Source organism: Micromonospora desertarenae (assembly GCF_056150265.1).
Window position 1 is genome coordinate 456,209 of sequence record NZ_JAXCFQ010000001.1, and the last position, 12,621, is coordinate 468,829.

At 74.8% G+C, this 12,621-nt stretch carries 13 protein-coding genes; 2 read left to right on the plus strand and 11 right to left on the minus strand.

The features are described 5' to 3' along the window. Positions 1-37: 37 nt before the first annotated feature. The 6 genes from SM577_RS02075 to SM577_RS02100 form a co-directional block, all read right to left on the minus strand. Positions 38-133, minus strand: coding sequence for a putative leader peptide (locus tag SM577_RS02075; RefSeq protein ID WP_368050408.1), 96 nt, complete (start codon positions 131-133; stop codon positions 38-40). 74 nt (positions 134-207) lie between these two features. Continuing rightward, positions 208-1,431, minus strand: a complete 1,224-nt coding sequence (locus tag SM577_RS02080) for a bifunctional RNase H/acid phosphatase (RefSeq protein ID WP_474582107.1) — start codon at positions 1,429-1,431, stop codon at positions 208-210. Positions 1,432-1,434: 3 nt separating this feature from the next. Continuing rightward, the gene (locus SM577_RS02085) at positions 1,435-2,172 is read right to left on the minus strand and encodes a zinc ribbon domain-containing protein (RefSeq protein ID WP_302918809.1); all 738 of its coding nucleotides are present in this window, start codon (positions 2,170-2,172) and stop codon (positions 1,435-1,437) included. Then, on the minus strand, positions 2,169-2,999 hold the full coding sequence (locus tag SM577_RS02090; RefSeq protein ID WP_474586219.1) for a Nif3-like dinuclear metal center hexameric protein: 831 nt from the start codon (positions 2,997-2,999) through the stop codon (positions 2,169-2,171). The genes SM577_RS02085 and SM577_RS02090 overlap by 4 nt, the downstream gene beginning before the upstream one ends. A gap of 95 nt (positions 3,000-3,094) precedes the next feature. Further along, positions 3,095-3,676: a flavoprotein gene (locus SM577_RS02095; RefSeq protein ID WP_474586144.1), complete on the minus strand. Its 582-nt coding sequence runs from the start codon at positions 3,674-3,676 to the stop codon at positions 3,095-3,097. 16 nt (positions 3,677-3,692) lie between these two features. Continuing rightward, the gene (locus SM577_RS02100) at positions 3,693-4,919 is read right to left on the minus strand and encodes a helix-turn-helix domain-containing protein (RefSeq protein ID WP_302918811.1); all 1,227 of its coding nucleotides are present in this window, start codon (positions 4,917-4,919) and stop codon (positions 3,693-3,695) included. 237 nt (positions 4,920-5,156) lie between these two features. Here SM577_RS02100 and SM577_RS02105 point away from each other — a divergent pair, with 237 nt between their 5' ends. Together SM577_RS02105 and SM577_RS02110 are read left to right on the plus strand one after the other, a co-directional pair. Next, positions 5,157-5,837: a bifunctional DNA primase/polymerase gene (locus tag SM577_RS02105; RefSeq protein WP_302918812.1), complete on the plus strand. Its 681-nt coding sequence runs from the start codon at positions 5,157-5,159 to the stop codon at positions 5,835-5,837. Positions 5,838-5,916: 79 nt separating this feature from the next. Next, positions 5,917-6,078 (plus strand): hypothetical protein, encoded by a 162-nt coding sequence (locus tag SM577_RS02110; RefSeq protein ID WP_302918813.1) that lies wholly within the window; start codon positions 5,917-5,919, stop codon positions 6,076-6,078. 44 nt (positions 6,079-6,122) lie between these two features. Here the strand turns inward: SM577_RS02110 and SM577_RS02115 are convergent, their stop codons facing one another. Genes SM577_RS02115 through SM577_RS02135 form a run of 5 tightly spaced genes read right to left on the minus strand, consistent with a single transcriptional unit; the run spans position 6,123 to position 12,377 of the window. Then, complete coding sequence (locus tag SM577_RS02115; RefSeq protein ID WP_474586220.1) at positions 6,123-6,845, minus strand: FAD:protein FMN transferase; 723 nt, start codon at positions 6,843-6,845, stop codon at positions 6,123-6,125. Between the two features lie 49 nt (positions 6,846-6,894). Then, positions 6,895-7,482 (minus strand): FMN-binding protein, encoded by a 588-nt coding sequence (locus SM577_RS02120; RefSeq protein WP_474582106.1) that lies wholly within the window; start codon positions 7,480-7,482, stop codon positions 6,895-6,897. Between the two features lie 10 nt (positions 7,483-7,492). After that, positions 7,493-8,959 carry a ferredoxin reductase family protein gene (locus SM577_RS02125; RefSeq protein WP_474586145.1) on the minus strand — a complete coding sequence of 489 codons (1,467 nt, stop codon included), beginning with the start codon at positions 8,957-8,959 and terminating at the stop codon, positions 7,493-7,495. Then, positions 8,956-10,335: a DUF1501 domain-containing protein gene (locus SM577_RS02130; protein WP_302918817.1), complete on the minus strand. Its 1,380-nt coding sequence runs from the start codon at positions 10,333-10,335 to the stop codon at positions 8,956-8,958. The genes SM577_RS02125 and SM577_RS02130 overlap by 4 nt, the downstream gene beginning before the upstream one ends. Before the next feature lie 8 nt (positions 10,336-10,343). Next, a complete protein-coding gene (locus SM577_RS02135; RefSeq protein WP_474586146.1) occupies positions 10,344-12,377 on the minus strand; it encodes a DUF1800 domain-containing protein in 2,034 nt (677 codons plus the stop codon). Positions 12,378-12,621: the final 244 nt, after the last annotated feature.

The following is a 12,621-nucleotide window of genomic DNA, read 5'->3' on the forward strand; positions in this document are numbered from 1 at the left end:
ATGCGGCAGCAGCGCGCGAGGGACGGCGAACCCGGCGTCAGAGGGAGCGTCGACAGGCGGCGCTGGCGACGCGCAGCAGGTCGATGTGACCCCGCTTGGTCAGGTGAACGCTGCGCACGAAACCGATCTTCATCGGCTGCCGGTGGGCTGTCAACAAGTTCCCGGATCGTCCAGGGTGGCCGCCGGCATCCTCCCGGCTGGTGGGAGCTAGTCCGCTCCGGCGAGGTGGGCGGTGTCGTTGACGGTGCGCACGGCGATGCCGCCGTCGGGCCACCGGTCCAGCACCGAGATGCCGGCGGCGTCCAGGAAGAGCCGGTGCAGGAAGGCGTCACCGGCCGCGAGCGCGTCGCGCAGCGCGAGCTTGATCGGCGAGACGTGCGAGACCACCACCACGGTCTCCCCCGGGTACGCCTCGACCAGCGCGTCCAACGCCCGGCGGGTGCGCTCGGCCACCGCCGCGAACGACTCCCCGTCCGGCGGAGCCACCCGGGTGGAGGCGAGCCAGGCGTCCATCTCGCCGGGCCACCCCTCGCGCACCTCGGCGAAGGTCCGCCCCTCCCAGGCGCCGAAGTCGCACTCGATCAGGTCGTCCGCGCGGCGTACCGGCACGCCGCCGAGCGCGGCGGCGATCGCCTCGGCGGTCGCCGTACACCGGGACAGCGGGGAACTGACCACTGCCGCGACCCTCGGCGCCAGCTCGGCCACCCGGGCGCCGGTGGCCCGGGCCTGGGCCCGGCCCCGGTCGGAGAGCGGCACGTCGCCACGACCGGAGTAGCGGCGCTGCTCGGTGTACTCGGTCTCGCCGTGCCGCACCAGGATCAACCGGGTGGCGGTGAAGCTCGGGCGCGGCTCCCAGGAGGCGGGGGCGGTGGCCGGGTCGGTGCCGGTGGTCCGCCCCGACGCGGCGCGGGCGGCCGCCTCGCGGGCCTGCTGCCGGCCCGCCGGCTCGGGGCCGGCCAGCTCGCGCGGGGGCTCCACCACACGTGGCGGCTCGACGGCCGGGGCCACCGGCGCGGCGCCGGCGGCGGCGTCCATCGCGGCGTTGGCCAGGGCGTCGGCGTGCCGGTTGCGCTCCCGCGGGATCCAGCTGAACCGCACCGCCGCGAACCGCTCGACCAGGCCCGCCGCCTGGGCGGCGAGCGGACGCAATCCGGGGTGCTTGATCTGCCAGCGGCCGCACATCTGCTCGACCACCAGCTTGGAGTCCATCCGGGCCTCCACCTCGGCGGCGCCCAGTTCGGCGGCGGCCGCCAGCCCGGCGATCAGCCCCCGGTACTCGGCCACGTTGTTGGTGGCCACCCCGATCGACTCGGAGCGCTCGGCGAGCACCTCGCCGGTGTCGGGGTCGCGGACCACCGCGCCGTAGCCGGCCGGGCCCGGGTTGCCCCTCGATCCACCGTCGGCCTCGACGACCACCACGCGCGGCGCCACGGGCTACAGACCGGACTCGTTGGTACGCACCATGATCCGCCGGCACTCCTCGCAGCGGACCACGTCGTCCGGGTCCGCCTTGCGGATCCGGGCCAGGTCGGCGCCGGAGAGTTCGAGCCGGCAGCCGCCGCACCGGCCGGCGGCGAGCAGCGCCGCGCCGAGCCCGGTGTCCTCGCGGATCTTGTCGTAGAGCTGCACCAGGTCGGCCGGGAGGTCGGCGGCGAGCGGCCGGCGGGCCGACTGCTTGAACTCCTCCTCCTTGCCGATCTCGGCCAGCGCCTCGTCCCGGCGCCGCTCGGTGGCGTCCCGCTGCTCCCGGGTCTCGGCCAGCCGGCGCTCCACGTCGTCGAGCACCGCCTGCGCGGTCTCCCGCTGCTCCATCAGCTCCAGCTCGGCGTCCTCCAGGTCACCCTGCCGGCGGTTGAGCGAGGCCAGCTCGTGCTGGAGCGCCTCCAGCTCGCGGGCCGGGCCGCTGCCGGCGGCGAGCCGCGCCTCGTCCTTGGCCTTGCGGGCCCGCACCTGGTCGATGTCCTTCTCCAGCCGGGCGATGTCCCGGTCCAGGTCGTCGACCGCCACCTGGGCGCGGACGCGCTCGTCCTCCAGCGCCGACAGCTGGCGGGCCAGCGCCTCCAGCTCGGCCCGCTCGGGCAGCGCGCGGCGGCGGTGGGCGAGCTGGGCGAGCGCGGTGTCGATCGCCTGGAGGTCGAGCAGGCGGCGCTGGACCTGGGGGTCAGCCTTCACGGTCGGGGCTCCTTGTCGTCCACCGCGGGTGGGGCGGCGTGTACGGTCCACGGGTCGGTGTCCAGGTCGGACACCAGCGTCTCGACACCCGGCGTCGCCCGCAGCAGGGCGGCCAGGTCGTCCAGCCACGGTCGTTCGGTCGCCCAGTGGGCGGCGTCCAGCAGCGCCGGCCCCTCGGCGGCGAGGTGCTCGCCGGCCGGGTGGTGGCGCAGGTCGGCGGTGAGGAACGCGTCCACCCCGGCGGCGGTCGCGTCGGCCAGGAAGGCGTCGCCCGAACCGCCGCTGACGGCGAGGGTACGCACCATCCGCCCGGGATCGCCCGCGGCGCGCACGCCCCAGGCGGTGACCGGGAGCACGGCGGCGGCGTGCCGGGCCAGCTCGGCCAGGGTCATCGGCTCCGGCAGCTCGCCGATCCGGCCGATCCCCCGCCCGGCGCCGTGCGCCGGTGACCCGGGCGCGGGCGGGTGCAGCGGGCGCAGCCCGGTCAGCCCGAACCGGGCGGCAAGCGCGTCGGAGACGCCCGGAGCGGCCACGTCGGCATTGGTGTGCGCGACGTACAGGGCAACGTCCGACTTGATCAACTGGTGGACGATCCGCCCCTTGTACGTGGTGGGCGCCACCGAGGAGACCCCGCGCAGCAGCAGCGGGTGATGGGCGACGATCATGTCGACGCCCGCGGCGAGCGCCTCGGCGACCGTCTCGGGCACCACGTCGACCACGCACAGCACCCGGCGTACGGGGGCGCAGGGCTCGCCCAGCACCAGCCCGACCCGGTCCCAGTCCTCCGCCCAGACCGGCGGGTAGCGCCGCTCCAGCTCGGCCACCACGTCGGCGACGGTCGGCGGAACTGCGGTTGTGCTCACGGCGGGCCAGCTTACCGGTACCCGGGCGGCCCGGGCGGATGCTCGGGCGCGGCGGTTGGTCAGGCCACTGCCGGGCCGACCCGGCAGAGCCGGTCGCGCACCGCGGCCAGCGGCAGCGCCCACGGGAAGGCGCTCAGGTGCCGCTCCCCGGTTCCGGGCGGGTGCAGCGGGACGACCTGGTCGCCGAAGAGCACCGTCACCCCCCACTCGGCGAGCCGCGCCAGGCCGCTGCGGAACGCCGGGTGGCGGGCCATCGCCGTGTTGGTGAACGGCACCGCGACCAGCGGCACCCCCAGGCCCTGCGCCTCGACCAGCAGGCCGAGCGCGAGGGTGTCGGTGATCCCGGCCGCCCACTTGTTGACCGTGTTGACAGTGGCCGGGCAGACGATCATGGCGTCGGCCGGCGGCAGGACGTCCGGGTCACCCGGGTTCTTGTAGTGGGTCCGCACCGGGTGACCGGTCTGCCGGGCCAGCGCGGCCCGGTCGACGAACTTCGCGCCGTCCGGCGTGGTGATCACGCAGACGTCCCAGCCGTCCTGCTGGGCCAGCTCGACGAGCCGGCCGACGTGGCGCGCCAGCGGCGATCCGCAGGCGATGACGTAGAGCACCTCGCGGCGCTCGGTGTGCTGCCGGCCGGTCATCAGACCGGCTCCGCGCTCATACCCCTACTCCCATGTGCTCAGCCAACTCCGCGATCGGAGAAGGCGGCGCACCACGTGTGCGACGCAGGATGTCGGACATCACCTCGTGGGCGATCGGCCGGCAGCGGATCTCGGACGGCGCCAGCCGGTCGCCGCGCAGCAGCATCTCCCCGGCGTTGGCCACGTCGCCGATCTGGGCGTAGCCGCGGGCGATGTCGAGCAGGTGGTGCGCCCGCCGCTCGGGCAGCAGCGCGTTGAACGCCGGTTCCGGGATGCGCTGGTGCACCTCGACCGCCCGGCCGCCGTCGCCCAGTTCGACGGCCGCCGCCGCCCGGTGCAGCTCGAGGTTGGTCGGCCCGAACGAGGTCCAGTAGTGGTTCTCGTCGCCACCGAGCAGCCGGGCCGCCTCCCCGGCGCCGTTGAGCAGGTCGTCGACGGTGGCCGAGTCGCCGATCCGGGACGCGGCCATGGCACCCTGCAGCAGCAGCATGCCGTAGACGGAGAGCCGTTCCGGGGAGGCGTCGTTGCTCCCGCCGGGGGCGAGCCGGTTGGCGATGGTGACGTTCAGCTCCAGCGCGGGACGGGACCGTCCCATCGCGGCCAGCGCGTTGCAGACCCGGGTGGTGGCGATGCCGGCGAGCAGTTGGTCGTCTGCGCGCTGGGCGACCGCCATGGACCGGTCGGCGGCGAGCCAGGCCAGGTCGCACTCGCCCAGCTTGCGCAGCACCGAGGAGGCGATCTGGTAGACCTGCCCGAGCAGGTGGGCCGCCTCGCGGGCCTGGTCGCCGCCGTAGCCGGCGTCCGCGGCCTGGGCGTCGCGCAGCAGCTTGGGCAGCGCCCGGGTGAGCATCCCGTAGCGGCCGTACTGGTAGGTGAGCCAGGCGTGGTTGACCGCCTTGCGCATGTCGGCCAGCGGCGGCGGGTGCGGCGCCGCGTCGAAGTAGGCGCTCATCGCGTCGTAGCGCTCCAGGGCGGCCCGGATCTCCTGGACCTCGACCTGGTCGATGCAGTTCAACGCGTCGGTACGCCGCTCCGGGTCCTTGCCGAGCAGCAGTTGCACGTCGACCTGGAGGATGTCGGCGATCTCGTAGACGACGGAGAACTTGTCGAGCCGGCGCACCCCGCGCTCGACCTTGTCCACCCAGCTCTTCGACTTGCCCAGCCGGTCCGCGAAGACCTGCTGCGACATCTTGCGCCGCCCGCGCCAGTAGGCCACCCGCCGCCCGATGGGTAACTCGTCCATCCCGTCCCTCCCCTGGTGCGACCCCCGGCCGTGGCCGGCTGACCCCCTCGCGGTTGCGGGCCCGCGGCAGGTCTCAGGTTTTCGCTGGTCGCACACTCTGTGCGTCAGCCGTACAGCCAGTCCTCGTAGTTTTCGTGCAACTTGCATCAGCCGTTCGTCAGCTCAACGATCGTGGGTTACGGCAGTGACGGTGTTCGACATGCGACCTGGGTGCCCGACCGGGCCCGCCGAGGGGAGATGGCACACATGTGGGGGAACGTCGGACCACGCGTCGTCCAACTGTCGCCGTTGGAACGGGTCCGGCTGCGCCGGGTGGCCGTCCGCTACGCACTGCACGGCTGGGAGGTGACCCCGGGCGCCTGCCTGGCGCGGAGCCGGTTCGTCTGCGGCCGCGCCGGCTGCCCCACGGTCGGCTGCCATCCCGCGCTGGAGAACTGGGAGCACGCGGCCAGCGCCGACCCGGCGCGGGTGGCCACCTGGTGGCGCACCCGGCCGCACGGCGTGCTGCTGCCCACCGGCCGGGCGTTCGACGTGCTGGAGGTCGCCGCGCACCTCGGCCGGCGGGTCCTCGACGCGGTGCAGACCCACCCGGCCGGCCTCGGCGTACGCGGGCCGGTGCTGGTGACCCCCACCGGCCGCTGGATGTTCCTGGTCCGCCCCGGCGACCCGTTGCGGCCGGAGCTGGACCACTGCTTCCAGGTGGTCCGGCACGGGCCCGGGTCGTGGATCCCCGCGCCGCCGACCCGGCTGCCCGAGGGCACCGTCCGCTGGGCCGTCGCCCCGGAACAGGCCCGCTGGCGGCTGCCCGACTCCTACCTGGTGCAGAACGCGCTGATCGACGCGCTGCGGGCCACCGGCGTGACGCTGACCTCGGAGCTGCTCCCCGGCCACCTCCCGTTGCCGCGCCGCGGGATGTGAACCCCGCCCGGGCAGCGTCGCCGGCCGGCCCGTCCTCGTTGCACAGGGCGACGGCGCAGACGCCAGGAGCGGGGGTTGCATGTCCACCGACGACACCACGCGCCAGCCGGACGGCACCGAGCCGCCCCGGCACAGCCGCCCGCGGTACCGCTGGGCGGGCACCCGGCCCGCCGGCGCCCGCCCGGGCCGGCCCCGGCCGGCCGGCTCCCGGCCCGCCGGCACCCACCGCCCGGCCCGCTGAGTCGCAGGCGGAGGCGGCGATCGCACCCGGCACCGGTCAGCCGGTCAGCCGGTCAGCGGGAGGCCGGCGGAGTGCAGCAGCCGGCCGTCCTCGGTGACGACCGCGTGCTGGTGCCCGGCGAGCCGGTCCAACCAGCCGATGCCGGCGACGCCCATCGCCACCGCCGCGGTGGCGTACGCGTCGGCGACGCCGAGGTCCGGCCCGACCACGGTGACCGAGCGCAGGCCGCTGGCCGGCACGCCCCGGCGGGGGTCCCGCACGTGCGCGCCGCGCTCGTACCCCCCGGAGGTGGCGACGGCCAGGTCGGTGCCGGTCAGCACCAGGCAGGTGGCCATCGGGTCCCACGGGTGCCGGACGCCGATCCGCCACGGCCGGCCGCTGGCCGAGCGCCCGCGCACCCGCACGTCCCCGCCGGCGTTCAGGCAGTGGTTCGCCGCGCCCGCGGCGAGCAGCCGGTCCGAGGCCACCTGCGCCGCCCAGCCCTTGACGTAGCCGGACGGGTCGAGCCGGCCGGTGGCGTACGCGTCGAAGAAGCCGTCGGTGGCGGCCCACAGGTCCGCGCAGCGCGCCAGCACGTCGCGCAGGTCGGCCGAGCCGTCGACGACCGCCAGCTCGCCCCGGTCCACCCGGCACACCTCGCTGTCCGGCCGGTACGTGCTGAACCGGGCGTCCACCTCGCGCAGCCAGCCGAACACCCCGTCGGCCAGCCCGGTCAGCTCGGCGGTGGGCAGGTCGTCGGCCAGGTCCAGGCTGATCGCCGTACCCATGACCTGCTCGACCCGGCGCAGCCCGGGCCGGGCCGGCGCGGCCGACACCTCAGCCGGCCCGGTCGAGGGCGGCCTGCAACGACCGCCGGTACGACTCGCTGGTGGCGGTGGCCCCGGAGACGGTGTCCAGGTCAGCGCTCTGCTGCTGCACCACCAGCCCGCCGGTGCCGCTGTACCGGTCGTCGACCTGCTCACTGCGCTGGTCGGACTGGGCCGTCTCCGCGGGCAGTTCCAGCGCCACCACGTTGACGATCCGCGACCCGGAGAGGGTGATCTGCACCTGGACGTTGCCGTACTCGTTCTCCACCACCGGCCCGGTCACCGTGCGGGTGCTCGGCTGCGCCGGCCTGCTGCTGGTCCGCGGCGCGGACGGGGTCCGGGTGCCGGCGCCGGGCCGGCTCGCGGGCGGGCGGGCGGTGGTGCGGGTGGGCCGGGGCGAGGCGGTGCCGCCGGCCGGTGTCGGTCGCGCTCCGGCCGTCGCCTCGGGGGGCGCCGAGCCGGCCCCGGGGGCCGCCGGCCGGCCGTCGACCGGCAGGCCCTGGGCGGCCACCTGGGTGGTGCCCGGCCCGCCCTTGAGCACCACCATCGCGGTGGTGCTGGCCGCCAGGCCGGTGATCGCGAGGAGTGCGCGGCGCATGGATGCCTCTCTACAGCTCGAACGTGGCGAGGTGGATCTGCCGGCTTGGCACGCCGGCCTGCCGGAGCACCCGGAGCGACTGCTCGACCAGGCCGGGCGGCCCGCAGAGGTAGACGTCCCGGCGGGCGACGTCGGGCACCAGCCGGCGCAGCCCGTCCGGGCTCATCACCTGCCGGGGGCCGGGGTCGTGGCGGGAGCCGATGACGTACCAGACGGAGACCTGCCGGGCCTGGGCCAGCCAGTCCAGCTCCCGGCCGAGCAGCACGTCGGCCGGGGTCCGGGCCCGGTAGATCAGCGCCGCGCCGGGCGGCAGCTCCTCCAGCATCGCCCGGATCGGGGTGATCCCGCTGCCGCCGGCGATCAGCAGGGCCCGCTCCCGGGTGCGGTGCGCGGCGGTGAAGGTGCCCGACGGCCCCTGCACCCAGACCCGGGTGCCCGGGTCGAGATCGCGCAGGTCGGCGGTGTGCGTGCCGACCACCTTGACGGTCAGCCGCAGCCACCGGCCGTTGGCCGCGGCGGAGACCGAGAACGGGTGGGACTGCCACCAGCAGCCCCGGGTGAGGAACCGCCAGCGGAAGAACTGGCCGCCGAGCAGCTCCATCCGGTCCAGCCGCCGGCCGGTCAGGTAGATCGAGATGGTGTCCGGGCTCTCCGCGACCACGTCGGCGACCTGCAACCGGTGCCGCAGGTTGAACGCCAGCGGGGCGAGCACCCGGCCCCCGAGCAGGGCGGCGACCACCAGCACGTACAGGGCGATCCAGAAGGTGCGCACCGGACCGGGGCGGAACAGCTGCGCGCCGTTGCTGAACTGGTGGCCGAAGCCGAGCAGCAGCACCGGATAGGCGGACAGGTGCAGGGCGTGCCACAGCTCGTACGGCAGGGCGGTGCGGATGGCCCGGATGCTGGTGAAGCCGACCAGCACCATGAGGCCGGCCGCGGCGAACGCGGACACCATGTCCTCGTAGTCGCGCAGCAGCACCCCCGCCTCGGTGAGCACCGAGTTGTCCTCCAGGCCGGCGTAGCCGACCAGGATCAGCGAGGTGTGCGCGAGCACCGCGACCAGCAGGGTGGCGCCGACGTCCCGGTGCCAGCGGGCCAGTTGCTCACCGCCGATCCACCGTTCCAGCACCGGCAGCCGGCTCATCATGAACACCTGCACCAGCAGCAGGTAGCCGGCGACCAGACCGGTGATCCGGCCGGCCGCGGTGAGCGCGGCGGCGGAGTCGCGCAGCGAGCCGGCCGGGGTGTCCAGCCACCAGGGCAGCACGCTGGCCAGCAGGCCGACCGCGAGCAGGGCGGCCAGCAGCCGCCGGCCGCCGGGTCCGCGCCGCGGCGGTACGTCCGCGGCCCGGCTCCCCGTCGTTCGCGACCGCGGGGCTCGCAGACCCGGCTCGCCCCTGGCGCTCACCGGCCGGCCGCCGTGCCGGGACGGGGTCCCGGTACGGCGGCCGGCGGCGTGCGGGCGGGCGTACGTCACGCGTACAGCTTCATCGGGGTGTACTTCTGCCGGGGGAAGATCTTCTCCACCTCCGCGTTGGTGAGCCCGAAGCGACCCTGCGCGACGGCTCCGTAGACGTTGAACATGTTGTTGTATTCGGGTACGTCGCCGGAGTCGAGATCGTTCAATCCGTTCCAGGTGCCGAGCAGCGAGCCGGCCAGCTTCCGTCCGGACAGGATGGTGACCACGCCGCCGTGGCCGTGGTCGGTGCCGCCGCCGTTGGAGGCGACCCGCCGGCCGAACTCGCTGGACACCATGATCGTCACGTCGTCGGCCTGGTCGCCGAGGTCGGTGAAGAACGCGGCCATCGCGTCGGCCAGCTCGGTCAGCCGCCGGTGCAGCTGGCCGCCGGCCCGGGTGCCCTGGTTCTCGTGGGTGTCGTAGCCACCCATCCCGACCGTGGCCACCCGGACGTTGGCGCCGCCCTTGATGAGCTGGGCGAGCTGCTGGAAGGCGCGGCCGACGCCCTCGTAGCGCACGCCCTCGGCCGGCTGGTACGGCTTGGCGGCCAGCTTCTGCGCGGTGGCCAGCGCGCCCAGGCCGGACTGCACGGCCTCCTCGACCGGGTGGTTGATCCCGGTGAACAGCCCCTTGATCGCCTTCTCGGTGGCGGCGCGGAACCGGTCGTCGCCGTTGAGCCGCAGCGAGCCGACGCTGTTCAGCGACAGCGCGCCGTTGGTGCCGACCAGCGAGCGGGGCAGCGTGCTGCCGATGCCGACGCTGCGGAACGCGGTGCCCTTGCCGAGCGCGTCGACCAGGCTGTCCAGCCAGCCCCGGCCACCGGTCTCGCCCGGCAGGCCGCCCAGGTTGCAGGCGTCCGCGGCCTGGAAGTGGCTGCGGGAGAGCCGCTCGTCGGAGACGGCCGGGACGAAGCCGAGCCGGCCGGACTTCAGCCACGGCTCCAGCGACTTGAACGCGCTGGTCAGCTTGAACCCGCGGCCCAGCGCCAGGGAGTCGTCGGCGAGCAGCAGGTCGGGGCGGGCCTTGGCGAGCACCGGATCGTCCGCCGGGGCCACCAGGCTCAGCCCGTCCAGCCCGCCGTAGAGGAAGACGTGGACCAGCGTGCCGGTCTTGGTGGCGGCGAACGACGCCGAGGTGGTGACGAACTGGGCGGTGGCCAGCGCGGTGGCGGTGGCGGCGGCGCCGGCGACGAAGGTGCGCCGGGTCACCCCCCGCCCGTCCTGCTGGGCCTCCTCCAGGTCCTCCAGCCGCCGGTAGCGGTCCCGCTCGGCGGCGTTCTCGGCGGCGACGACGTCGGCCTCCGCGCGCAGCAGCGCCTCGGCCGGGTTGTCGGCCAGCCGCCGCAGGTCGGGGCATTCGGGGTGCAGGGGGTACGAGTACACGGTCTTCTCCATCGAATGCCTCACCGGAGGTGGTGCTGGGGGGACGCGAGGATCGCCCGCGCGACGGCGGCGATGGCCCCGTTGAAGGTGGCGTCGACCCGGGTGCCGGCCGAGACGCCGGCCACGCCGAGGATCAGCGCCCTCTCCCGGGCCGAGAGCTTCTGCTGCACCAGCCGCTTGGCCAGCGCGTCCACGTACGCCCCGGCGGTGGCCGGCGGCTTGGCGACCAGCTTCTCCGGCCGGGTGTAGGTGAACGTGGTGCGGTAGCCGGCCAGCAGGTCGCCGGCCTCGTTCCAGCCGTTGACCATGGTGCCGGCGGAGGTCCACGCGACGTAGACGTCCGGGTAGCCGTCCGGGGTGGGCTGGCCCATCGGGTACTGGCCCAGCTCGCGCAGCTTGTCGTGGATCTGCCGCAGGCCGCGGGCGAACGGGGTGCGCTTGTTGTCGCCGTTGTCGTGCTTCGGCGACGCCTCCGGCGAGACGCCGAGGGTGCGGTAGGTGGCGACCAGGTACTCCATCGGCCGGCGCACCTTCTGCCCCACCGCCGCCCAGAACTCCGAGGAGCTGAACAGCGTCATCAGCACCGGCTTCACCATGCCCTTGTTGGCCGTGTACGTCTTGGCCAGCCGGTCCACCAGGGACTTGGGCGGGGTGTCCGAGACGAACCGGGTGGCCAGGCTCTGCGCCACGTACTTCGCGGTCGACGGGTGCAGCGCGAGGTAGGTCAGGTACGCGTCGATGGCCGCCTCGGCCTTCTTCGGGTCCTTCGAGTTGTTGGCGTGGGTGAAGCCGAGGATCTTCACCTTGCCGACGTAGTGCCGCTCCGGGCGGAAGACGTACTTGCCGTCGTTGACGCCCCGGCCGGTCTGGAGCAGGGCGGCCTGCCGGACGTCCTTCTCGGTGTAGCCGCCGTCCACGCCCACCGTGTACAGCTCGAGGTTCTCCCGGGCCAGGTTCTCGTTGACCGCGTCGGCCCGGGAGTCGTTCTGGTTCAGGTAGAGCAGCAGCGCGGGGTGCTTGTTGGCGGCCAGGAACATCTCCGGGTAGCTGCCCAGCGCGTGCGCCCGGACGACGTCCCGGTCGAACGAGGCCCGGTACACCTCGCCGCCGTCGAAGTCCGCCGCGACGTGCAGGAAGTCGTTCCAGAAGTCGACCATCACCTCGTACAGCTGGCGGTCGGACCAGATCTGCCGGGCGATGGTGGCCTCGACCACCTCCCGCTCCGGCTGGGCGCCCCGCTCGTTGAGCTGGTCGCGCTGGTCGCGCAGCTGCTCGGTGGAGAGCTTGAGGGTGGGCAGCTCGGCGAGCTTCAGCTCGGCCCGGGTCGGGGCGATCCTGTCGGGGTCGAGCTGCGCGCGCAGCCAGGCGTCGATGCCCTGCTCCCTGATGTCGGCGACCAGCTTGGGCGTGGCGCCGAAGGTGGCCCGCCGGGCGAGGTGCAGGACCGGGTCCTTGGCCAGCACCGTCTTGACGGTCACCGGGGTCTCCGCGGCGGCGGCCGCCGGCCCGGAGAAGGTCCGGCCGCCGGCCGGCGCGTTCCGCTTCAGCGCCTCGCCGGCCCGGGAGCCCATGTAGCTCTCGTTCTGCTCGGTGTAGGTGCGCACCGTGCTCGGCTGCTGGCCGCTGGGCCGGGCGGCGGTGCCGTCGGTGACCGCGGTGCCGGTCGCGTCGCCCACCGGCTCGTCGCCGAAGAGGCCGCGCACCTGCGGGGTCATCGCGAGGGCGGCGCCGCCGGCGACCACCGCGGCGGTGCCGCCGAGTGCGGCGAGCGCCTTGCGGCGACCGACCGGGCGACCGCGCTCCTCGTCGTCGTCCAGGTTGGGCAGTCCGCCGCCGCCGGTCTGCTGGCCGAAGCCGCCGTCGGGGCCGGTCGGCTGGCCGAGGCCGTCCGGACCGACCCACTGTGGTCCGCGCGGGGGGTACTCCGGTTGGAGGGAGCGGTGTCCGTGCGGGGTGGACGCGTCCGGCTCGCGGTATCCGGTGCTGGGGTGCTGTCGTGCGTCCCAGCCGCGGTCGTCCCACGGTCGCCGTGGTGGCACATTCTGGTCGGCCATGTACCAATCCCGATTTCTACCGTGCGCCGGCACGGCTGCGACCAGCGAGGGGTCGAGGTGCGGCGACTGTTGCCTGAGGGGGTTGCCCGGCAAGGTAGTGAAGGGGTCGGGCCGCCTCAAGGCGTGCCGTACGGCCCCAGGAGGGCACTTAAGACACCCCTCAGCGGCGCGCCGCCCGGCGGGTCCGGGGCCCGGCCGGTCCCGGAGGCCCGGAGCAGGGCCGACACGTCCCCCGCCGCCCCGG

What these genes read in the sequence shown, in the direction of transcription:
- SM577_RS02075 (WP_368050408.1), bottom strand. Translation starts at nt 133, where the DNA reads ATGAAGATCGGTTTCGTGCGCAGCGTTCACCTGACCAAGCGGGGTCAC.
- SM577_RS02095 (WP_474586144.1), bottom strand. Translation starts at nt 3,676, where the DNA reads ATGACCGGCCGGCAGCACACCGAGCGCCGCGAGGTGCTCTACGTCATC.
- SM577_RS02100 (WP_302918811.1), bottom strand. Translation starts at nt 4,919, where the DNA reads ATGGACGAGTTACCCATCGGGCGGCGGGTGGCCTACTGGCGCGGGCGG.
- SM577_RS02105 (WP_302918812.1), top strand. Translation starts at nt 5,157, where the DNA reads ATGGCACACATGTGGGGGAACGTCGGACCACGCGTCGTCCAACTGTCG.
- SM577_RS02110 (WP_302918813.1), top strand. Translation starts at nt 5,917, where the DNA reads ATGTCCACCGACGACACCACGCGCCAGCCGGACGGCACCGAGCCGCCC.
- SM577_RS02115 (WP_474586220.1), bottom strand. Translation starts at nt 6,845, where the DNA reads ATGGGTACGGCGATCAGCCTGGACCTGGCCGACGACCTGCCCACCGCC.
- SM577_RS02120 (WP_474582106.1), bottom strand. Translation starts at nt 7,482, where the DNA reads ATGCGCCGCGCACTCCTCGCGATCACCGGCCTGGCGGCCAGCACCACC.
- SM577_RS02130 (WP_302918817.1), bottom strand. Translation starts at nt 10,335, where the DNA reads ATGGAGAAGACCGTGTACTCGTACCCCCTGCACCCCGAATGCCCCGAC.
- SM577_RS02135 (WP_474586146.1), bottom strand. Translation starts at nt 12,377, where the DNA reads ATGGCCGACCAGAATGTGCCACCACGGCGACCGTGGGACGACCGCGGC.